This is a genomic window from Pseudomonas sp. PDM27, assembly GCF_019219205.1.
GTDB classification, from domain to species: Bacteria; Pseudomonadota; Gammaproteobacteria; order Pseudomonadales; family Pseudomonadaceae; genus Aquipseudomonas; species Aquipseudomonas laurylsulfatiphila.
This window is the reverse complement of record NZ_JAHUWF010000012.1, coordinates 129,540-150,422: the sequence shown is the minus strand read 5'-3', so window position 1 is coordinate 150,422 and position 20,883 is coordinate 129,540. Positions and strand designations below refer to the sequence as shown.

Below are 20,883 nucleotides of genomic sequence, written 5' to 3'. Positions count from 1 at the left end.
CGACTATCAAGATGCCGCTGACCCAAGGCGGGCAAGCCTAGGCATAATGCGCCTGTACCCACAGGCGCATGCTGCTCATGAAACCGACTCTCCCCCCCAGACCCCGTTGGCGCAGCCTGGCCCTGCTGGCACTGTGCCTGGCGCCGTTGCTTTGGCCGCTGGAGCACCTGGCCGAGCGCTATTACCGCAGCGAACTGGCCAGCCAGAATCGTCAGACCCTCGACCTCTACGTCGCCAACCTGTTGGGTACCCTGCACCGCTATGAAGTGTTGCCGCAAATCCTCGGCGACCTGCCGGCCCTGCGCGCCGTTGTCGGCGCGCCGGACGATGGCGTCACCCAGGGCAATGCCAACCGCCTGCTGAAAAATATCGCCACCCAGACCGGCGCCGAAGTCATGTACCTGATGGACGCCACCGGCAAGACGCTGGCCGCCTCCAACTGGGACAAGCACGACAGTTTCGTCGGGCGCAATTTTTCCTTCCGGCCGTATTTCAGTGAAGCCATGGCCGGGCGACTCGGGCGCTTCTTTGGCTTGGGTACCACCTCCGCCAAGCGCGGCTACTTCTTCGCCGCCGGCGTGCGCGACGGCGAAAAAATCGTCGGTGTGCTGGTGGTCAAGGTCGACCTCGACCACACCGAAAGCCTCTGGGGCAAAACCCCGGAACAACTGCTGCTGACCGACCATAACGGCGTGGTCATTCTCACCTCGCGACCGGAGTGGAGATTCCGCTCGACCCGTCCGTTGAGCGAGGAGGAAAGCAAGGCCATCACCGCGATCCAGCCCTATCCAACCCGCGAGCCCAAACCGCTGGAGCTCAATCCCAATGCCTGGCTGACCCAGACCCAGCAGATCGCCGAAACCGGCTGGAATGTCAGTATCCTCGCCCCGCGCACCTTGATCGACCGGCCGGTGCGCACGGTGGTGGCCATCGGCGGTGCAACGCTGCTGGTGTTGATGCTGTTGCTTGGCCTGATGATGCAGCGCCGCCGCCATTACCTCGAACGCATTGCTTTCGAAGCCAAGGCCCGCCGCGAACTGGAAGGCCGGGTCGCCGAGCGCACCAGCGATCTCGAAGGCCTGAACCGGCGCCTGAAACAGGAAGTACTGGAACGCGAACAGGCCCAGCAGGAACTGGTACGCGCCCAGGACGATCTGGTGCAGGCCGGCAAACTGTCGGCACTGGGCACCATGTCGGCGAGCATCAGCCATGAACTCAATCAGCCGCTGGCAGCGATTCGCAGCTACGCGGAAAACGCCGAGGTGCTGCTCGACCACCAACGCACCGACGATGCCCGCGGCAATCTCAAGCTGATCAGCGAATTGACCGGTCGCATGGCCTCGATCATCGCCCACCTGCGCGCCTTTGCCCGGCGCGACCGGCATGCCCCGGAAAGCGTGGCCCTGCAACCGGCGCTGGATGATGCCCTGGCCCTGTTGGCCAAGCGCCGACGCAGCATGGACGTCGAGCTGATCCGTGATCTGCCCGCCGCCACCCTGTGGGTCGAGGCCGGGGAAACCCGCCTGCGCCAGGTGCTCGGCAACCTGCTGGCCAACGCCCTGGACGCCCTGACGGAAAAAGGCCCGCCACGTAAACTCTGGTTGAGTGCCCAATCCACGGCCGAAGGCGTCAACCTGTACATTCGCGACAACGGCCCGGGCTTTTGCATGGAGGCCCTTGGACGCGCCAGCGAGCCGTTCTACACCACCAAGACCCGAACCCAGGGCCTGGGCTTGGGGCTGGCGATTTGCGAAACGCTGATGCGCGCCTTCGGTGGTGAACTGTCGTTCGCCAACCACAAGGAAGGCGGCGCCCTGATTACCCTGAAGCTGCGCGCAGGCGCACCAGGCGTGAGCCTGCAACCGTCCGAGGACCGAAGTGCATGACCATCGACAACCGCATTCAGGTCGTGTTGATCGACGACGATCCCCACTTGCGCCAGGCCTTGAGCCAGACGCTGGATCTGGCCGGCCTGAAGATCCTGCCGCTGGCCGAAGCCAAGGGCCTGGCCGGGCAACTGGAGCGCGACTGGCCGGGTGTGGTGGTCAGCGACATCCGCATGCCCGGCATGGACGGTCTGGAACTGCTGACAGAGCTGCACGCCCAGGACCCTGAATTGCCAGTGCTGCTGATCACCGGCCACGGCGACGTGCCACTCGCGGTGCAGGCCATGCGCGCCGGGGCCTATGACTTTCTCGAGAAGCCGTTCGCCAGCGACGCCCTGCTCGACAGCGTGCGCCGTGCGTTGGCCCTGCGCCGGCTGGTGCTGGACAACCGCAGCCTGCGGTTGGCCTTGAGCGACCGCAACGAGCTGAGCGCCCGCCTGGTTGGCCATTCACCTTCGATGCTGCGCCTGCGCGAGCAGATCGGCGCCCTGGCCGCGACCAGGGCCGACGTGCTGATTCTCGGCGAAACCGGCGCCGGCAAAGAAGTCGTGGCCCGGGCACTGCACGATCTATCGGGCCGTCGCAACGGTCCGTTCGTGGCGATCAATGCCGGTGCCCTGGCCGAATCAGTGGTCGAAAGCGAGCTGTTCGGCCACGAGCCCGGCGCCTTCACCGGCGCGCAGAAACGCCGCATCGGCAAGTTCGAATTCGCCAATGGCGGCACCTTGTTCCTCGATGAAATCGAAAGCATGAGCCTGGATGTGCAGGTCAAATTGCTGCGCTTGCTGCAGGAGCGTGTGGTCGAACGCCTGGGCGGCAATCAACTGATCCCGCTGGACATCCGCATCATCGCCGCGACCAAGGAAGACCTGCGCCAGGCAGCGGATCAAGGGCGCTTCCGTGCCGACTTGTATTACCGCCTGAATGTCGCGCCGCTGCGGATTCCACCCCTGCGCGAACGGGGCGAAGACGCACTGATGCTGTTCCAGCATTTCGCCGATGAAGCCAGTGCCCGCCACGGCTTGCCGCCCCATGAACTGCAACCGGGACAACGTGCCTTGCTGCTGCGCCACACCTGGCCCGGCAACGTGCGTGAGCTGCAAAATGCGGCCGAGCGTTTTGCCCTCGGGCTGGAACTGGCCCTCGACAACAGCACGCCGGAAGGCGGCGCTGGCAATAGCGTCGAAGTGGTCAGCGGCGGTTTGAGCGAGCAAGTGGAGAACTTCGAAAAAACCCTCATCGCCGCCGAACTGGCACGCTCGCACAGCTCCGTGCGCAGCGTCGCCGAAGCCCTCGGCATTCCGCGCAAGACCCTGCACGACAAACTGCGCAAGCACGGTTTGAGCTTCTCGGACAGTGGCGCTTCGGCCCACCCCGAGGACCTCGACTGAGCTACCGTCCAATCATCCACTTCAAACAAGAGGCCCCCTGAATGAGCCGCGACAGTCGACAACTGGAATCAGTCCTCCATCACGACATTCCCCTCACCCGGGACATGGGCCTCAAAGTGCTCGACTGGCATGACCAGCAACTGCGCCTGCACTTGCCGCTGGACGCCAACGTCAACCACAAGAGCACCATGTTCGGCGGCAGCCTGTATTGCGGCGCAGTCCTGGCCGGTTGGGGCTGGCTGCATCTGCGCCTCAAGGAAGAAGGCATCACGGACGGGCACATCGTGATTCAGGAAGGGCAGATCAGCTATCCGCTGCCGGTGACGGGCGATGCCAACGCCATTTGCCAGGCGCCGGATCCGGTGATCTGGAAGAAATTTTTGACCACGTTCCAGCGGTACAGCCGAGCGCGGTTGACGCTGCATACGCGGGTCGTCAATGAAGGTCGTGATGAGGATGCGGTGAGGTTTGTCGGGCAGTACGTGTTGCACCGCTAAATCGGGACCACCACAAAACCTGTGGGAGCGAGCTTGCTCGCGATGGGGTGGTCCAGGCCCACATTGTAGTTGCCTGACCCACCGCCATCGTCGGAACGCCGCCCGGAGCAAGCTCGCTCCCACAAGGATTTTGCATCAGCGCGCGGGAACGATCTTATGCGCGTGCCAGTTCCAGCAGCTTCTCCCGCCACGCCGCCTTCGCCGGCAACGCCAGAAAGAACGCATTCAACAGCGATTCCCGCGCCGGATAGCTGAACGGCTCTCCGCTCAACTCCAGCACTTCACCGCCCGCACCTTCCAGTACGCCTTGGGCGGCCGCCGTGTCCCACTGCGAAGTCGGTGCCAGGCGCGGATAGCAATCCGCGGCCCCTTCTGCCAGCAAACAGAATTTCAGCGAACTGCCGATGTTGGCCAATTGCAGCTCGCCAAGACTGGCGCTCAACCCGGCCAGCAAACGCTCCTGCTCCGGGCTCGAATGGCGACGGCTGGCCACTACGGTGAATGACTCACCCGGCGCTAGCGCATCACGCACCTTGATCGCCACTGGCGTACCACCTTTATCCCCACGCCAGGCGCCGAGGCCGGCGCCGCCGACATAGAAACGACCATTGGTCGGCATCGACACCACGCCGAACACCACCCGACCGTTTTCGATCAGGGCGATGTTGACGGTGAACTCTTCGCTGCCGCTGATGAATTCCTTGGTACCGTCCAGCGGATCGACCAGCCACCAGCGCTGCCATCCGGCCCGCACGCTTTGCGCAATGTTGGCGTCCTCTTCGGAGAGCACCGGGATGCCCGGATCCAGCGCCGTCAGTCCGGCCAGAATCAGGTGGTGCGCGGCCAGGTCAGCAGCGGTCACCGGCGAATCATCAGCCTTCGCCGTGACGGCCGTGCCTGTACGCCAGAACGGCAGGATCGCATCACCGGCCCGCAGGGCCAGCTCAATGACCGGTGCCATCAACGGATGCGGGAAGTTCATGACTGGAACGCTCCGCGCTGAGTCAGCAGGTCTCGGGCCAGGTACAGCGCCGCCAAGGCACGGCCTTCGGTGAATTGCGGATTTTGCGCCAGCGCCGAGAGTTCACGCAGATTGACCTTGTCCACCCGCATCGGCTCGGGTTCGTCGCCTTCCAGGCGCGCTTCGTAGAGGTCGGTGGCCAGCACCACCTGAATCTTCTGGCTCATGTAACCGGGGGACAGCGACAACTCGGTCAGGTGCTCCAGCTGTCGCGCGCCGAACCCGGCCTCTTCCTTGAGCTCACGCTCGGCCGCCGCCAACACGTCTTCGCCGGGCTCGATCAAACCCTTGGGCAAAGACATTTCGTATTCATCGGTGCCGCCGCAATACTCCTCGACCAGCACCGCATGCTCGGCATCGAGCATCGCCACGATCATGACCGCGCCGTACCCGGCCCCTTTGCCAACCAGGCGCTCATACGTACGCTCCACGCCGTTGGAAAAGCGCAGCTTCAGCTCCTCCACGCAGAACAATCGACTGGTGGCGACAATTTCGCGGGCGAGTATGGTGGGTTTCTGGCGCATGCAAAGCTCCTTGGCGTGAACGCGCTACTATAACGCGGCTTTCCCGTTTGTTTACGCCAGAAATCTTTCTACTGCCCGAGACGTTGCCATGCCTTCATTACCCTGGTCCGACATCGATACCGTTCTGCTGGACATGGACGGCACGTTGCTGGACCTGCATTTCGACAACCACTTCTGGATGGAGCACCTGCCCCAGCGTTACGCCGAATTGCACGGGGTCAGCCGGGCCATGGCCGAGATGGAATTGCAGCCGTTGTTCGAAAGCAATGCCGGCCAGTTGCAGTGGTACTGCCTGGACTTCTGGAGTGCCGAACTGAAGCTGTCGGTGCGCGACCTGAAACTGGAAACCGCGCATCTGATCGCCCTGCGCCCGGATGCCGACACCTTTCTGACGGCCATCAAACGGGCCGGAAAGCGCGTGGTGCTGATCACCAACGCCCATCGGGATGCGCTGTCGTTGAAGCTGGAAAAAATCGAACTGGCGCCCTACTTCGAACGCCTGATCAGTTCCCATGACTATGGTTTCCCCAAGGAAAACCCGCAGTTCTGGGATGCGCTGCAAGCCGATATCGATTTCGACCCGGCGCGCAGCCTGTTCATCGACGACACCTTGCCGATCCTGCGCAGTGCGCGGGATTTTGGTGTGGCGCATTTGCTGGCCGTGCGCGAGCCGGATAGTCGCAAGGGTCCGAAGGACACGGCGGAGTTTGCGGCGGTCGGGGATTATCGGGATTTGATCGCAGGACTTTGATACCGAGGCGCCTGCTTCGCGGGCAAGCCACGCTCCCACAGGATCTGCGTCGTTCGCGTCCTTTGTGAAACGGCTCAGATTCTGTGGGAGCGTGGCTTGCCCGCGATGGCCATCACACGGTTTGACGACTTACTCGGGAATTCGCAACGACTGACCTGGGTAGATTTTGTCCGGGTGCGACAGCATCGGCTTGTTGGCTTCGAAAATCTTGTTGTACTTGTTGGCATCGCCGTACACGCGCTTGGAAATCGCGCTGAGGGTGTCGCCCTTCACGACGGTGACAAACACCGCGGCCTTCACCACCGGCCCGGTCACAGTGATCTGATCATCCACGCTGCCAACCCCGGCAATATTGCCCACGGCCAACAGAATTTTTTCCTTCTCTTCCTGGCTTGCCACTTCGCCGGTCACGGTCACCTTGTCACCATCGACCGTCGCTTGCACATTCGGGTTGCCCAGGCCGACCTTGTTGATGTGCTCCTTCAACTGCTCACTGGCATTGGCGTTGCCTGGCGTCAGCAGATCCAGCAGTTTTTCGCCTGCTTCCTTCACAAAGCTCAAAAGACTCATGGTGCACTCTCCTTGGGTTTGGGGTTCCAGACGCAAAAGCCTAGACCACGGCCGCCACTTGCGAATCCAACCCGACCAATGACCCCGCTTGCGATAGAATCCGCACCCTTCCCGCGCCCAGGAGCGAAGATGGACATCAAGCAGCTGAAATTCCTCATCGCGCTCGACGAAACCCGCCATTTCGGCCAGGCCGCCGCACGCTGCCACATCACCCAGCCGACCCTGTCCATGCGCCTGCGCAGCCTCGAAGAAGAACTCGACCTGCCGCTGGTCAATCGCGGCCAGCGTTTCGAAGGCTTCACCGCGCCGGGCGAGCGGGTGCTGGCCTGGGCGCGCACGGTGTTGGCGGCCTATGACGGCTTGTATGCCGAGGCCGCCGCCTGTCGCGGCAATCTGGTCGGCACGTTGCGCCTGGGTATGGTGCCGTTGTCGAGCTTCGATCCGCTGCCGCTGCTGCAACGCCTGCACGCCGAACACCCGAACCTGCGCTTCGAGCTTTCAGCCTTGAGTTCGGAGCAGATCCTCGAACAACTGGCGAACAATCGCCTGGATCTCGGTGTTTCCTACCTGGAACGCCTGGACGCCGAACATTTCGACTCCCTGGCCTTCAGCGAAACCCGCATGGGCCTGCTCTACGACCAACGTTTCTTCACCTTTGGCGAGGCGCCGCTGAGCTGGGAATCATTGATCGAACTGCCACTGGGCATGCTCACCAGCGGCATGCACTTTCGCCAGTCCATCGACCATAACTTCCATAGCCGCGGCCTCACCCCGCAACCCTTGCTGCAGACCGACGCCGTCCATCAACTGCTTCAAGCCGTGCACGGCGGCCTGTGTTGCGCCGTGATGCCCTTGGACGGTGGCCTCGAAGGGCTGACCGAGCACTTGCGCCTGCAACCGATCGAGAACGCCCAGACCCTTGGCCGCCTGGGGCTGATCATGCGTCGCAGCGCGCCACGTTCGGCCCTGGCGGAAGCCTGTTTCGCGATCTATCAGCAATCACTGGCGAGCGCTTGATCGACGGCATCTATCGGTAGATCAGTATTAGCGATTAGACGCGACAGTTTGCCGCGCCTAGTCTTAAAGCTGATCAGACCGTGGGTGATGCCATGAACACCAAGCGCCCTGCCTGCGCGGCGCCTGCCCTCGAAACGCCCGCGCCCGCCGCCAGCCAGACGTACAGCTACAGCAACTTTGAATACTTGGAATCGGACAGCACCGCGCTGGCCGAGGAAGTCGCGCTGGCGATTGCCTACAACGGCATCAGCCAGGCGGTCATGCTGGTAACGCCGACGGATCTGGAAGACTTCATTGTCGGCTTCAGCCTGGGCAGCGGCATCATCCAGGACGCCGCGGACATCTACGACCTGCAACTGACCGGCTCGGGCTCGGCGCAATACGCGCAAGTGACCATCGCCAATCGCGCCTTCTGGAACCTCAAGCAGCAGCGTCGGCAACTGGCCGGCACCAGCGGTTGCGGGCTGTGCGGCGTGGAAGCGGTCGAGCAGGCCTTGCCGGACCTTCAGGTATTGCCCGGTGCCCCGCTGCCACCCGTTGAATGGCTCAATGGCCTGCGCCAGCGCATCGGCGCCTTCCAGCCTTTGGGCCAGCATTGCGGTGCGGTGCACGCTGCAGTGTTCATGAACGATCAGGGTGAGTTGCTGATGGGCCGCGAAGACATAGGCCGACACAACGCCCTCGACAAGCTGATCGGTGCCCTTGTCCGCCAGAACATTCCGACCGCCGGCGGGCTGGCGATTGTCACCAGCCGCTGCAGTCTCGAGTTGATCCAGAAAGTCCTGCGCGCCGGCATCCAGACCCTGGTCAGCCTGTCGTCGCCCACGGGCCTTGCCGTGCAATGGGCTCGGCGCCACAACCTCAACCTCATCCATTTGCCACAGAAGAATGCGCCGCGGGTCTACAGCCCAACGTTGGAGAATCAAGCGTGAGTCAACACCGTCAAGCCGACCAGACCCCCGTCCCTCGCTACAAGCCCTACAAAGGTCCTGCCGGTGGCTGGGGCGCTCTGATCAGTGTGGCCCAAGCCTGGTTGACCAGCGACAACGCACTGAAAAACCTGCGCATCATGCTCAAGACCAACCAGAACGGTGGCTTCGACTGCCCGGGTTGCGCCTGGGGCGATTCTCCGGAAAAGGGCATGGTGATGTTCTGCGAGAACGGCGCCAAGGCGGTGAACTGGGAAGCGACCAAGCGCCGTGTCGACGCCAAATTCTTCGCCAGACACAGCGTCACTTCGTTGCTGGAGCAGAGCGACTACTGGCTCGAATACCAGGGTCGCCTGACCGAGCCGATGAGCTACGACGCCGAAACGGACCGCTATAAACCGATCAGTTGGGACGACGCCTTCGCGCTGATCGCCAAACACCTGAACGGCTTGTCCAGCCCGGACCAGGCCGAGTTCTACACCTCGGGCCGTGCCAGCAACGAAGCGGCTTATTTGTATCAGCTGTTCGTGCGCGCCTACGGCACCAACAACTTCCCTGACTGTTCGAACATGTGCCACGAGGCCAGCGGTGTGGCGCTGTCGCAAAGTGTCGGCGTCGGCAAAGGCACCGTGACGTTCGACGATTTCGAACACGCCGATGCGATTTTCGTCTGGGGCCAGAACCCCGGCACCAACCACCCACGCATGCTCGAACCGCTGCGTGAAGCGGTGAAACGCGGTGCGCAAGTGGTGTGCATCAACCCGCTCAAGGAACGCGGCCTGGAACGTTTCCAGCACCCGCAGCACCCGATCGAAATGCTCACCAACGGCGACAAGCCGACCAACACCGCGTTCTTCCGCCCGGCCCTCGGTGGCGACATGGCGATCATGCGCGGCATGGCGAAATTTCTCTTGCTGTGGGAACGCGACGCACAGAAAACCGGCGCACCCGCGGTGTTCGACCATGACTTCCTCAATGAGCACAGCGCCAATGTGCTGGAGTACCTGGCAGTCATCGACGACACCCCGTGGGAGCAGATCGTCGAGCAGTCCGGCCTGACCCTGGTCGAGATCGAGCAAGCGGCGCGCATGTACGCCAAGGGCAAGAACGTCATCATGTGCTGGGCCATGGGTATCACCCAGCATCGCCATTCGGTGGCGACCATCCAGGAGATCGCCAACCTGATGCTGCTGCGCGGCAACGTTGGCCGCCCGGGTGCCGGCCTGTGCCCGGTGCGGGGTCACAGCAACGTGCAGGGCGACCGGACCATGGGCATCAACGAGCGTCCGCCGGCAACCTTTCTCGATGCCCTGGAACGCCGCTTCCAGTTCAAGGTGCCACGCCACAACGGCCACAACGTGGTCGAGGCGATTCATGCCATGGCCGAAGGCCGGGCGAAAGTCTTCATCGGCCTGGGCGGCAACTTCGCCCAGGCCACGCCGGACAGCCCGCGCACATTCCAGGCGTTGCAAAACTGTGACCTGACCGTGCAGATCAGCACCAAGCTCAACCGCAGCCATTTGACCCACGGCAAGGACGCGTTGATCCTGCCGTGCCTGGGCCGCACCGACATCGATATCCAGAACGAAGGCCCGCAAGCGATCACCGTCGAAGACTCGTTCAGCATGGTCCACGCCTCCAATGGCCAGTTGCAGCCACTGTCGAACCAGATGCGCTCGGAACCGGCGATCCTGGCCGGCATCGCTGCCGCGACCCTGGGCAGCCACCCGGTGGACTGGAACTGGCTGGTAGCCGACTACAGCCGCATCCGCGACCTGATCGCCGAGACCATTCCCGGTTTCACGGACTTCAACGAGAAGGTCAAGAATCCCGGCGGTTTCTACCTGGGCAACAGTGCCGGCGCACGCAAGTGGAACACCCCCTCAGGCCGGGCCAATTTCCGCCCCAACGCACTGCCCAAAGACCTGGTGCACGAACGCACCCGCGCCACCGGTGTGCTGCCGGACCTGATCATGCAATCGATGCGCTCCCACGATCAGTACAACACCACGATCTACGGCCTGAATGACCGCTATCGCGGGGTGAAGGGACAACGCGACGTGTTGTTCGTCAACGAGGCCGACATCATTCGCCTGGGCTTCAAACCGGGGCAGAAGGCCGACATCGTTTCACTCTGGGACGATGGTGTTGAACGTCGGGTGAAAGGCTTCACCCTGCTGGCATTCGACATCCCGGCCGGCCAAGCGGCGGCGTACTACCCGGAAGTGAATCCGCTGGTGCCGCTGGAAAGTACCGGCGATGGCAGCCATACCCCGACATCGAAGTTCGTGGCGATCCGGTTGGAAGCGGCGAGCGAGACCGGGTTGATCATGGCCAGGTCTGCTTAACCGAATATCAAGAGATCGCACCGCACTGTAGGAGCTGCCGCAGGCTGCGATCTTTTGACTTTAATGCCCCACTCAAAAGCATTCCTTACGCCCACAAAAAAGGCCGTTCCCTCATGGAAACGGCCTTTGCGAAGTAGTAAAAGACCGGCAAAAAAACGTTAAGTTCCACCCAAAAAACAGTAACTTGCAATATTGTATACAAGTCGTGTTATTCGTCGGATTTCGATTGTCACGCCCATTCCAGAGCCTCAGGATCGCGCCGTCATCCCCTTGAGGTTCCTCCATGAAGTTCTCCTCGATTCTCTTGTTGTCCCTTGGCCTGGTCAGCGGTTTCGCGTCTGCTGGCGGCACCACCGAAGCCGGTGTAGGCGGCGCATTGGGCGGGGTTCTAGGCTCGGTCGTCGGTCAGTCGTTAGGCGGCAGTACAGGTTCCACCATCGGCGCGGCCCTGGGTGGCGCGGGTGGTAGTGCCGTCGGCGCAAACAAACACAGCCGTGGCGAAGCGGCCATTGGCGGTGCGCTGGGTGCAGCGGGCGGTAACGTGGTCGGCCGCAGCGTGGGCGGCACCACCGGCAGCCTGATCGGCGCCGCAGCAGGCGGCGGTGCCGGTGGCGCGTTGGGTAACTACATGGGCAAAGAATACGATAATGATGACGACGACGATCGTCGTTCGTATCGCGGCCATGGTGATCGTCGTTACTACCGTGACGGCCATCCAGGCCGCGGCCATGCCTATGGCCATCGCAAGCACCACCACAAGCATTACCGCGACTAAGGCCTCGAGCGCCTCGCTGATCAGTACAACAAAAATCGCAGCCCAAGGGCTGCGATTTTTTTTGCCTTAGTGAACCACCAGACGCTCCAGCGCCCCGCGTAACCCGGCAGGAATCGCCACGGGTTGATTCGACCCGCGGTCGACAAACACATGGACGAAGCGCCCTGCCGCACAGGCTTCATCCTCGCCTTGCCTGAACACGGCCAGCTCGTATTGCACCGAACTGTTGCCCAACTTGCCCACGCGTAGACCGATCTCGATACGGTCCGGGAACGCGATGGAAGCAAAGTAATCACAGGAGGAGCTCACCACGAACCCCACCACCTCACCGTCATGGATATTCAGGCCGCCGACTTCAATCAGGTAAGTGTTCACCGCCGTATCGAAGAAGCTGTAATAGGTGACGTTGTTGACGTGACCGTAGGCGTCGTTGTCGTGCCAACGAGTGGTGATGGGCTGGAAGTGGGGGTAATCGGTGCGTTGGGGCATCAGCGTTGCATCCTGGAATGGGTTCACCAAGTCTAAGGTGAAAACTGCGTTATCGTTCTTCGCGAGCAGGCTCGCTCCCACATTCGATCATCGCCGAACACACATTTTGCAGACAATGAAGTAACACTGTGGGAGCGGGCTTGCTCGCGAAGGCGCCCTTGCAGGCGCCACATCAATCACTGGTCAGCAAAGCCCTTGCCCGCCGCCGCCAACTCGCCAATCAACCGCGCCGGATTCCAGTGATCGCCCTGACGCGCCTCAAGGTCGATCAGGCGCCGATGGATGTCCGCCAACCCCTGCTGATCCGCCCAGGCCATCGGCCCGCCCTTGTCCGCCGGGAAACCGTAACCATTGAGGTAGACCAGATCGATATCCCGAGCCGATCCGGCAATGCCTTCCTGCAGGATCTTCGCGCCTTCGTTGACCAGTGCCAGCAAGCAGCGCTCGAGAATCTCCTCCGGGCCGATCTCACGACGCTGAAACCCCAGCTCTTCACTGACTTGAAGCACCAGAGCATCGACCTGCGGATCGTACTCGGCCTGACGGCTGCCCGGTTCATAGTGGTAAAAACCGTTGCCATTCTTTTGGCCGAAACGTTCCATCTCGCACAGTCGGTTATCCACCTGAACTTCAGGCGCGTCCTGCCCGACACCGGACAGTTGCCGCGCGCGCCACTGCAGGTCGACGCCCACCACGTCGAACATGCGGAACGGCCCCATGGCGAAACCGAACCCTTGCAGCGCTGCGTCCACCTGGTAGGGATAGGCACCCTCCAGCAGCATTTTCCGCGCCTCAAGCACATAAGTATTGAGCATGCGGTTGCCGATGAAACCGTCGCAATTGCCCGCCACCACACTGACCTTGCCCATGCGCTGGCCGAGCGCCAGCGCCGCGTCGAGGACTGCTGGAGCAGTCTGTGCGCCACGGACGATTTCCAGCAGCTTCATGATGTGCGCCGGGCTGAAGAAATGCAGGCCCAGCACTTGCTGTGGCCGGCGTGTAACGGCCGCGATAGCGTCGATGTCCAGCGCCGAAGTATTGCTCGCCAGAATCGCCTCAGGTTTGAGCAGGCCATCGAGTTCACGGAAGATTTTCTGCTTGAGCTCGAGGTTTTCGTACACCGCTTCGATGACCAGGTCGACATCGCGGATGGCCACATAACCATCGGCCGCCGTTACCCGCGCGATACGGGCGTCGGCTTCTGCCTGATCAATGCGGCCCTGACGCACACTGTGGGCATAGGTGTCCGCCACGGTTGCCATTGCCTGTTCCAGCATTTGCGGATTGTTGTCGACCCACTGCACGGCCACCCCGGCGTTGGCCAGGCACATGACAATGCCACGGCCCATGGTGCCCGCGCCGATGACGGCGGCGCGCTGAATATTCGACGGTGTCTGGCTCATGTTTTGTTCTCTTGTTGGCGATCCGAAGACAGCCATCACCATAGTCAGCCACCGCGTTTTTTTGAAATTTATTCCTGTGATGAGCAACATTCAGCGGATGGATGAGCCCCTGATAACACCGCAAATCACTGTGGGAGCGAGCTTGCTCGCGATGGCGATTTGTCAGTCACCATCACTGTTGAATGTGCCGGCCTCATCGCGAGCAAGCTCGCTCCCACAAGGGTTGTGGTTCAGCCTGCCAGATGCCGCTCGGCCCAACTGCGTACCCCGGCATACGGATAATCTTCCAGCGCCGCAAACCCGGGAATCGCCCGCGCCTTGAGTTTGGTGAACAGCGGCACGCTGATCCCGCACAGAAACCGCGTCACGCGTTCAGCCGAAGGCACGTTGCCCGTGTGCTGCTCGTGCCTGTGGATAAAGTCGCCACACAACGCCTCGAAATTTTTATCCACAAGCGCCGGCAATTCCGGTGGTGCCGGTAGCCGCGCGACTTGCCCATGACACACCGAACAATGGCCGCATTGCTGCGGAGCATTGTGGTCGCCGAAATACTCGGCCAGGCGATAGCCCAGGCAACGGTCGGTGGCGAACAGATCCAGCATCGCGTGTATCCGCGCGATCTCGGTGTGTTCATGCCGAGTGAAATAACGGTGCAGCTCTTCGCTCAACGCGGCGCTGTCGAACCCGCTTTGCAGCACGCTGTAGACCTCGGTCATCTGCTTGCTTTCGAGCTCCACCCAACCCTTCTCCTGGAAGTAGTCCAGCGCCTTGACCACCCGACTGCGCTCGGCCTGATGCTGCTCGTGCAACGTCTCGAAATTCACCGTGGCCCAGGTCCGGGCGCGGCTGGAGGTCTGGATGATCGCAGCGACAAAATCCCTGCGCTCGCCTTCAAAACGCGCCAACAGCGCCTCGGGCTCCTCCAGATACTTGAATCGATACTCGGCGTAGTAGGCGTAACGCGGGGCGATCAACCCGCGCAATTCAAGTTGCACCAGCAAGGTCTTGAGCGGCAATTGGCGAATATTGCTCTGATCCGCCAACGGCCCCAGCAGAAACTCCCACTGCCCTTCGGGTGCAGCGGCCAGCATCTCGTCCAGCACACAACGGATGCCATCGAGCTCGGGGGTGTCGCCGTAGACGAAGTTCTCCAGCACGTTGAGGCTGTCGCGGTTGGCCAATACCAGGCAGTCCGACGGCTGCCCGTCACGCCCGGCGCGACCGATTTCCTGGCTGTAGTTTTCGATGGATTTGGGCAGGTCGAAATGCACCACATTGCGGATATCGCTTTTGTCGATGCCCATGCCGAAAGCGATGGTGGCGACGATGCAATTGGACTGCCCGCCCATGAAGCGACGCTGGATCGCTTCCCGTTGCTCATGGGGCAACCCGGCGTGATAGGCCTCGGCCTGAATGCCGTTGCGGTTCAGGTGTTCGGCGATGTGTTCCGCCGTTTTCTGCAGGGTGACGTAGACGATGCTCGGCTGGTCCGCACGCTGGCTCATCCACTCGACGAGGCGTCGGCGCTTGTCCGCTCCACGAACCGGCTCCACTAGCAAATTGAGGTTCGGACGATAGAAACCGGTGGTCACCACATCGTCGGCGGCGATGGCGAATTTCGCCTGCATGTCGGCGATGACCTTGGGTGTCGCCGTTGCGGTCAGCAGCAGCACCTGAGGGATATTGAACTGGCGTTGATAGTCGGGAAGCTTGAGGTAGTCCGGGCGAAAGTTGTGCCCCCATTCGGAGATGCAATGCGCCTCGTCCACCACCAGCAGCGAGATCGGTACTTGCTGCAAAAAATGTCGGAAGCGTTCGTTCTTCAGGCGTTCCACCGAGATCATCAGAATCTTCAGTTCGCCGGATTTTGCCCGAGCCATGACGTCGCTGGCGTCTTCGCGGCTCTGGGCCGAATCGATACTGCCCGCCGAGATGCCGTGGCGTTGCAGGAACGCCAGTTGATCCTGCATCAACGCCAGCAACGGCGAGACCACCAGCGTCAGGTGCGGCAGCAACAGCGCCGGCAATTGGTAGCAAAGGGACTTGCCGGAACCGGTGGGGAAAATCGCCGCCGCCGAACGCCCGGCCAACACGGCACTGACGGCCGCCTCCTGACCGGGTCGAAACTGTGGATAACCGAAAACCTGTTCCAGGGTGTTGTGCATAAGCTGTCACTCCATTGACCGCTGCGGAGTCAAAAGCCTAGCCGGCGATTGCAGCGAGTCGAGAAAAGGTCGGGGGCGAAAACGATACGGGATGATACAGCGTCCCAACCCACCGATCCCTGGCCATAGGTTGAAACACAGAAGGCACTTTGCCCACTGATCTCGGCCTTCCGTCAGCCGGTATGGTTTACCGCCATCAACTTCCGCCAGGTGTCCATCATGCAGGAAGCGTGAGATACGCGGATCCTTATCAAGGAACGACCATGCCCCAAAAACACTTTTTTCCGCTGGCCTGCACGCTCGCACTCCCCCTTCTTTTGAACGGATGCCTGACCGTCCCGGAACAGCCTTCCCTGGACACGGCAGCCTTTGAAACGCCGGAGTATCAGGCCCAGAAAGGCCTGGCGATTGTCAACGCATCAAGTCTTTATGCCCGCGGCGGCACCGGCCAGGGTGTGGCTGTCGCACTGATCGATTCGGGTCTGAACAGCAGCCTGCCGGCGTTTCGAGGAAGGCTCCGTGATCCGGGTTTTGACCATGTCGAGAATCAGGTCGGTACTTTTGATCGGGTCGGCCACGGCACCCAGATGGCCGGCATCCTCGCAGCCAACAAGGATGACCAGGGCATGCACGGCGTCGCGTTCAACGCACAGCTGATCCCCTATCGCTTCGGCGACGACAACGAACCCTTTTTCTTCGACGGTGAAATCGCTCAGTCCTGGCAAGCAGGTTTCGACAAGGGCGCGCGCATCCTCAACAACTCGTGGGCCAACGCCATTCCTGCGACCGAAATCAACGAGGCGCGTTACAAGCAAGTCATGCCGCAATCTCTGGTGACCGCGCGGAAACTGGTTGAGGACGGCGCCGTCTTTGTTTTCCCTACCGGCAATGAACTGAAACGAGAACCCTTGGCTGAACCCGGCTTGCCTGTCGCCCTACCCGAACTGGAAAAAGGCTGGATCGCGGTGGTTGCGTTGAAAAACGACGGCAGCGCCATCAATGCCAAATCCAACTATTGTGGCGTGGCGGCAGCCTGGTGCATTGCTGTACCGGGTGGCGACTCCGGTGCAGGGCAAGGCCTGCTGACCACCAACAAGGATGGCACCTACACCCAGACGGCTGGCACCTCGCCTGCTGCCGCGCTGGTCAGCGGCGCATTGGCGGCACTGCAAAGTCGTTACCCCGAGCTCACTGCGCAGCAAGTGCGCGAGCGTCTGCTGGCGACGGCGAACCGGACTGGCGTCTATGCCAACAGTGAAGCGTACGGTAGAGGCCTGATGGATCTGGAGGCAGCCTCGCGCCAAGCGCCAGAAGTCATGACCGAGTAAGTCTGTATGGGTCGTTCGGCAGCGTCGAGATAACCTCGCCAGTCTGAACCACCCACACGACTCAAGTTCCTTGTGGAAGCGGCTTGCTTGGGAAGAGGCCAGCACAGCCACTGTAAAACTCGAAACACCCGACATTGTCCGAGGCACCTTCTACCGAGATTTACTGCGAAGCGACTGAGAACGCTGTAAGCATTTTTACTTTTCGCCATTTCACGTTGAAAACCCACCAACAACCTGTAGTCCCCTTCCTCCAAATATGACAAAACCCTTACAAAGCCTGTCGATCTCAGCCGTCTTGTCCCCCAGCACCATCCGCTCCTATAGTTTCCTGCGCGGCTGAAAACAGTGTCTCGGCCTGCCGGGAACACTTGCCGATTTCGCACAGGACGCACTCAATGAAAAACCCCGACTCACTGACAGCCCGCTACCACCCGCTAAAGACCCGCTACAGCGAAACCCCGGTGCTGGTCATCGATACCGAGGCCGACCCCTACGAGATCCTCGATGCCGCCCGACAACGCATCCGCGCCGCCAGCGACCTGCTCGAAACCCTTTATTGCACCTGCTTCAAACAGGCCGAAGCGAGCGACATCCCCAATATCGTCAGCGCCCTGTACCTGCTGACCCAGGACGGCAACGACCTGCTCGACATCGCCCGCCAGCGCTTGCCGAAACATGTTGCTTGTCCCACCACAACTCCCTGTGGGAGCGGGCTTGCTCGCGAAAAACGATAACGCGGTCCACTGTGGATAACGCCGTCAGCAACGACCTATGAAAGCTTCGGCAAGGTCCTACAAAACAAGACACCTTGTCGGCTATCGATAACCATTCAGTCAATCCTATAGTCCGGGCTGTCGCTGCCAAATCAGCGACTCGGGTTTGGTCACCTGAAAATGAGAGAAAACTAATGCATGCGCTTGTATGCTGCCGACATCTTTTTGTCGGCACGCTTTATGGCGGCTGTGTTTGGGACGCTTCGGCGTACCCGGGTTATCTCTCCCTGGTTTGACCAACCTGAACACAGTCCGCCTCCCATCGCTTGGTCACGATAGCGGCGGTTCATCGGCTACTAAAAGAGAAAATCCCTATGAACAAATGGAACCCGCTCACCAACGAACGCTATCTCCCACTCCACACCAACCTCACCGATTCCCCGCCCCTGATCATCGACACAGAAGCCAACCCCCAAGACATCCTCGAAGCCGCCCTCCAGCGCATCCGGGCTTCCAGCGATCTGCTCCGAACCCTGCACTGCCAAAGCTTCGACCAAGGCGACCTCGAAGACATCCCGCACATCACCCATGCGCTCTACCTGCTGACCCAGGACGGCTGCGACCTGCTCAAAGTCGCCCAGCAACGGATGCTCAACTGGAAAGCCCCGGTCTGACGTTGCGTGAAGATCAGTTCCCATGTTCTGCATGGGAACGATCAAAAAGAATAAATCTGATCCAACGGACAAAACGCATGGAAAGCCGTCATCGAGCGCAGGAGATAACCATGAGCAAGTTTTTTAATGAGCTAATGGAAAGCGTGCAACAGATGAACGAGATCCTGCGGGATGAACGTCAGCCGTCCCCGCGACCTGAAAACATTGCGCCCAGGAACGATCAAGTCAGTCGCGCCTTCCTCTCGCGCTCGGCAACCCATAAGATCCGCCCAAGCCCAACCGGACACCCCGCAATGAACCTCGCTCCCAACTTCCCGGACGACCACGTCATGCAACTGCTCATGCAGTTGCTGCACGAAGAAATCGGGCTACCCGAACGCAGAACCATTAGCCTCAACACCTCGATCAACTTTGATCTGGGCTGCGAAGGCGCTGATGCCCGGCACCTGATGGAAGCACTGGAAGAACAGTTCGCCATCGACTTCGTCGACTACGATGCCTATCGCTACTTCCAGCCTGAAGGCTTTGATGTGTTTCTCAAGCGACGGGCGAAGGGGCGTGGCGACAAGGTTCCACTGACTATCGAAATGCTTTACCAAGCGATAAAAGCGCAACGTTGGGATACGCGAAAGCTGGAAGGGATCGATTGATCGCGTAAGTGTCATTATTCTGGCCGTTTGAAGCCTTTTCAGCTGGAATAATGGTAGCTGCGCCTCACACCCTCCGAATCGCACCCACAAAAAAGCCGCCCCGAAGGGCGGCTTTTTCGTTAGCTCAATCCAACACTTACAACTTTGGACCCGCAGCCTTGATCGCGTCGCTCACTTCGAACTTCTTGAAGTTCTCGATGAACAGGCCGGCCAGTGCTTTGGCGGCTTCGTCGTAGGATGGCTTGTCGGCCCAGGTGTTGCGTGGGTTCAGCAGGCCAGTCTCAACGCCCGGTACGGCCACTGGCACGTCGAGGTTGATGGTGTCCAGGTGCTCGGTCTCGGTGCCGATCAGCGCGCCGCTCTGGATCGCTGCGATCACCGCACGGGTGGTCGGGATGTTGAAGCGTTTGCCGACGCCGTAGCCACCGCCGGTCCAGCCGGTGTTGACCAGGTAGACCTTGGAGCCGAAGCCGCGGATGCGCTTGATCAGCAGTTCAGCGTATTCGCCGGCCGGACGCGGGAAGAACGGTGCGCCGAAGCAGGTGGAGAAGGTCGACTTGATGCCGCTGCCTGAACCCATTTCAGTCGAGCCCACCAGTGCGGTGTAGCCGGACAGGAAGTGGTAGGCCGCTTGTTCTTCGTTGAGGATCGAGACTGGCGGCAGCACACCGGTCAGGTCGCAGGTCAGGAAGATCACAGCGTTCGGCTCGCCACCGAGGTTCTTCTCGGAACGCTTGGCAACGTGCTCCAGCGGGTAGGCGGCGCGGCTGTTCTGGGTCAGGCTGACATCGGCGTAGTCGGCGTGCTTGGCATCGTCGATAACGACGTTTTCCAATACCGCGCCGTGCTTGATGGCTTTCCAGATAACCGGCTCGTTCTTCTCGGACAGGTCGATGCACTTGGCATAGCAACCGCCTTCGATGTTGAACACCACGCCTTCGCCCCAGCCGTGTTCGTCGTCACCGATCAGGTAACGGCTTTCGTCGGCGGACAGGGTGGTCTTGCCAGTGCCGGACAGACCGAAGAACAGGGTCACGTCGCCTTCTTCGCCGATGTTGGCGGCGCAGTGCATTGGCAGTACGTCGGCAGCCGGCAGCAGGAAGTTCTGCACCGAGAACATGGCTTTCTTCATCTCACCGGCGTAACGCATGCCGGCGATCAGCACTTTCTTCTGTGCGAAGTTGATGATCACGCAGCCGTCGGAGTTGGTGCCGTCACGCTCTGGCACGCATTCGAAGTTGGCAACGTTGAGGACCTGCCACTCGTCACGACCCGCCGGGTTGTACTGAGCCGGGTTGATGAACAGGCAACGGCCGAACAGGTTCTGCCAGGCAGTCTGGGTGGTCATCTTCACGGCCAGGTAGTGCTCGGAAGCCGCACCTACATGCACGTGGGAAACGAAATGCTCTTGCGCGTTGTTGAAAGCTTCAACACGGTCCCACAGGGCGTCGAACTTGTCGGCCGGGAACTTGCGGTTGATCGGGCCCCAGGCGATGGCGCCTGTGGTGCTCGGCTCATCAACGATGAAACGATCGACTGGCGAACGGCCGGTACGGTGACCGGTACGAACAACCAGTGCGCCGGTATCGGCAAGCTCGCCTTCACCGCGATTGAGGGCTTCTTTAACCAGATCATCAACACTCAGATCGGTGTACACGGCATTGTTGGCTTGCGTCATGAGGTTCCCCGTCGGCCAGTGGCCGAGTGCTCCAAACGTTTTTGTAGTAGAAAGTCGTGCACTACTACCGCGAA

Annotated in this window: 19 protein-coding genes; 12 read left to right on the top strand and 7 right to left on the bottom strand. The window is 61.0% G+C overall.

The features are described from left to right. Positions 1-77: 77 nt before the first annotated feature. Genes KW838_RS23085 through KW838_RS23075 form a run of 3 tightly spaced genes read left to right on the top strand, consistent with a single transcriptional unit; the run spans position 78 to position 3,774 of the window. Entirely contained in the window at positions 78-1,886 is a 1,809-nt protein-coding gene (locus KW838_RS23085; RefSeq protein WP_218503692.1) for an ATP-binding protein, read from the top strand. Further along, entirely contained in the window at positions 1,883-3,277 is a 1,395-nt protein-coding gene (locus KW838_RS23080) for a sigma-54 dependent transcriptional regulator (protein ID WP_218503691.1), read from the top strand. The genes KW838_RS23085 and KW838_RS23080 overlap by 4 nt, the downstream gene beginning before the upstream one ends. 41 nt (positions 3,278-3,318) lie before the next feature. Continuing rightward, on the top strand, positions 3,319-3,774 hold the full coding sequence (locus KW838_RS23075) for a YiiD C-terminal domain-containing protein (RefSeq protein ID WP_095964528.1): 456 nt from the start codon (positions 3,319-3,321) through the stop codon (positions 3,772-3,774). 154 nt (positions 3,775-3,928) lie between these two features. Here KW838_RS23075 and cysQ read toward each other — a convergent pair whose 3' ends face one another. Then, entirely contained in the window at positions 3,929-4,756 is an 828-nt protein-coding gene (gene cysQ, locus KW838_RS23070; protein ID WP_218503690.1) for a 3'(2'),5'-bisphosphate nucleotidase CysQ, read from the bottom strand. Then, on the bottom strand, positions 4,753-5,319 hold the full coding sequence (gene nudE, locus KW838_RS23065; protein ID WP_007972833.1) for an ADP compounds hydrolase NudE: 567 nt from the start codon (positions 5,317-5,319) through the stop codon (positions 4,753-4,755). Before nudE ends, cysQ begins: the two co-directional genes overlap by 4 nt. A gap of 88 nt (positions 5,320-5,407) precedes the next feature. Between nudE and yrfG the strand changes: the two genes are divergently transcribed. Then, positions 5,408-6,070, top strand: a complete 663-nt coding sequence (gene yrfG / locus KW838_RS23060) for a GMP/IMP nucleotidase (protein WP_218503689.1) — start codon at positions 5,408-5,410, stop codon at positions 6,068-6,070. A 129-nt stretch (positions 6,071-6,199) separates the two neighbouring features. Here the strand turns inward: yrfG and lysM are convergent, their stop codons facing one another. Next, positions 6,200-6,640: a peptidoglycan-binding protein LysM gene (gene lysM / locus KW838_RS23055; RefSeq protein ID WP_218503688.1), complete on the bottom strand. Its 441-nt coding sequence runs from the start codon at positions 6,638-6,640 to the stop codon at positions 6,200-6,202. 129 nt (positions 6,641-6,769) lie between these two features. Between lysM and KW838_RS23050 the strand changes: the two genes are divergently transcribed. The 4 genes from KW838_RS23050 to KW838_RS23035 all read left to right on the top strand — a co-directional run bounded on the left by KW838_RS23050 (position 6,770) and on the right by KW838_RS23035 (position 11,709). Beyond that, positions 6,770-7,657, top strand: coding sequence for a LysR family transcriptional regulator (locus KW838_RS23050; protein WP_116580868.1), 888 nt, complete (start codon positions 6,770-6,772; stop codon positions 7,655-7,657). 92 nt (positions 7,658-7,749) lie between these two features. After that, positions 7,750-8,589: a formate dehydrogenase accessory sulfurtransferase FdhD gene (fdhD, locus tag KW838_RS23045; RefSeq protein WP_218503687.1), complete on the top strand. Its 840-nt coding sequence runs from the start codon at positions 7,750-7,752 to the stop codon at positions 8,587-8,589. After that, positions 8,586-10,934 (top strand): FdhF/YdeP family oxidoreductase, encoded by a 2,349-nt coding sequence (locus KW838_RS23040; RefSeq protein WP_218503686.1) that lies wholly within the window; start codon positions 8,586-8,588, stop codon positions 10,932-10,934. The genes fdhD and KW838_RS23040 overlap by 4 nt, the downstream gene beginning before the upstream one ends. A 283-nt stretch (positions 10,935-11,217) precedes the next feature. Further along, positions 11,218-11,709, top strand: a complete 492-nt coding sequence (locus KW838_RS23035; protein ID WP_102700234.1) for a glycine zipper domain-containing protein — start codon at positions 11,218-11,220, stop codon at positions 11,707-11,709. Positions 11,710-11,775: 66 nt separating this feature from the next. Here the strand turns inward: KW838_RS23035 and KW838_RS23030 are convergent, their stop codons facing one another. The 3 genes from KW838_RS23030 to KW838_RS23020 all read right to left on the bottom strand — a co-directional run bounded on the left by KW838_RS23030 (position 11,776) and on the right by KW838_RS23020 (position 15,766). After that, on the bottom strand, positions 11,776-12,198 hold the full coding sequence (locus tag KW838_RS23030) for a thioesterase family protein (protein ID WP_218503685.1): 423 nt from the start codon (positions 12,196-12,198) through the stop codon (positions 11,776-11,778). Positions 12,199-12,374: 176 nt separating this feature from the next. Continuing rightward, on the bottom strand, positions 12,375-13,601 hold the full coding sequence (locus KW838_RS23025) for a 3-hydroxyacyl-CoA dehydrogenase (protein WP_218503684.1): 1,227 nt from the start codon (positions 13,599-13,601) through the stop codon (positions 12,375-12,377). Positions 13,602-13,831: 230 nt separating this feature from the next. Then, on the bottom strand, positions 13,832-15,766 hold the full coding sequence (locus KW838_RS23020) for an ATP-dependent DNA helicase RecQ (protein ID WP_218503683.1): 1,935 nt from the start codon (positions 15,764-15,766) through the stop codon (positions 13,832-13,834). Between the two features lie 263 nt (positions 15,767-16,029). Here KW838_RS23020 and KW838_RS23015 point away from each other — a divergent pair, with 263 nt between their 5' ends. From KW838_RS23015 to KW838_RS23000, 4 genes are all read left to right on the top strand, one after another. Next, complete coding sequence (locus KW838_RS23015) at positions 16,030-17,094, top strand: S8 family peptidase (RefSeq protein ID WP_218503682.1); 1,065 nt, start codon at positions 16,030-16,032, stop codon at positions 17,092-17,094. Positions 17,095-17,489: 395 nt separating this feature from the next. Beyond that, on the top strand, positions 17,490-17,828 hold the full coding sequence (locus tag KW838_RS23010) for a hypothetical protein (RefSeq protein WP_104451210.1): 339 nt from the start codon (positions 17,490-17,492) through the stop codon (positions 17,826-17,828). A 353-nt stretch (positions 17,829-18,181) separates the two neighbouring features. Then, positions 18,182-18,481: a hypothetical protein gene (locus KW838_RS23005; RefSeq protein ID WP_218503681.1), complete on the top strand. Its 300-nt coding sequence runs from the start codon at positions 18,182-18,184 to the stop codon at positions 18,479-18,481. A 293-nt stretch (positions 18,482-18,774) separates the two neighbouring features. Beyond that, entirely contained in the window at positions 18,775-19,131 is a 357-nt protein-coding gene (locus tag KW838_RS23000) for a DUF1493 family protein (protein ID WP_218503723.1), read from the top strand. 136 nt (positions 19,132-19,267) lie between these two features. On the opposite strand, the gene KW838_RS22995 is transcribed toward KW838_RS23000, so the two are convergent. After that, the gene (locus tag KW838_RS22995) at positions 19,268-20,809 is read right to left on the bottom strand and encodes a phosphoenolpyruvate carboxykinase (RefSeq protein ID WP_015093023.1); all 1,542 of its coding nucleotides are present in this window, start codon (positions 20,807-20,809) and stop codon (positions 19,268-19,270) included. Between the last annotated feature and the right edge of the window lie 74 nt (positions 20,810-20,883).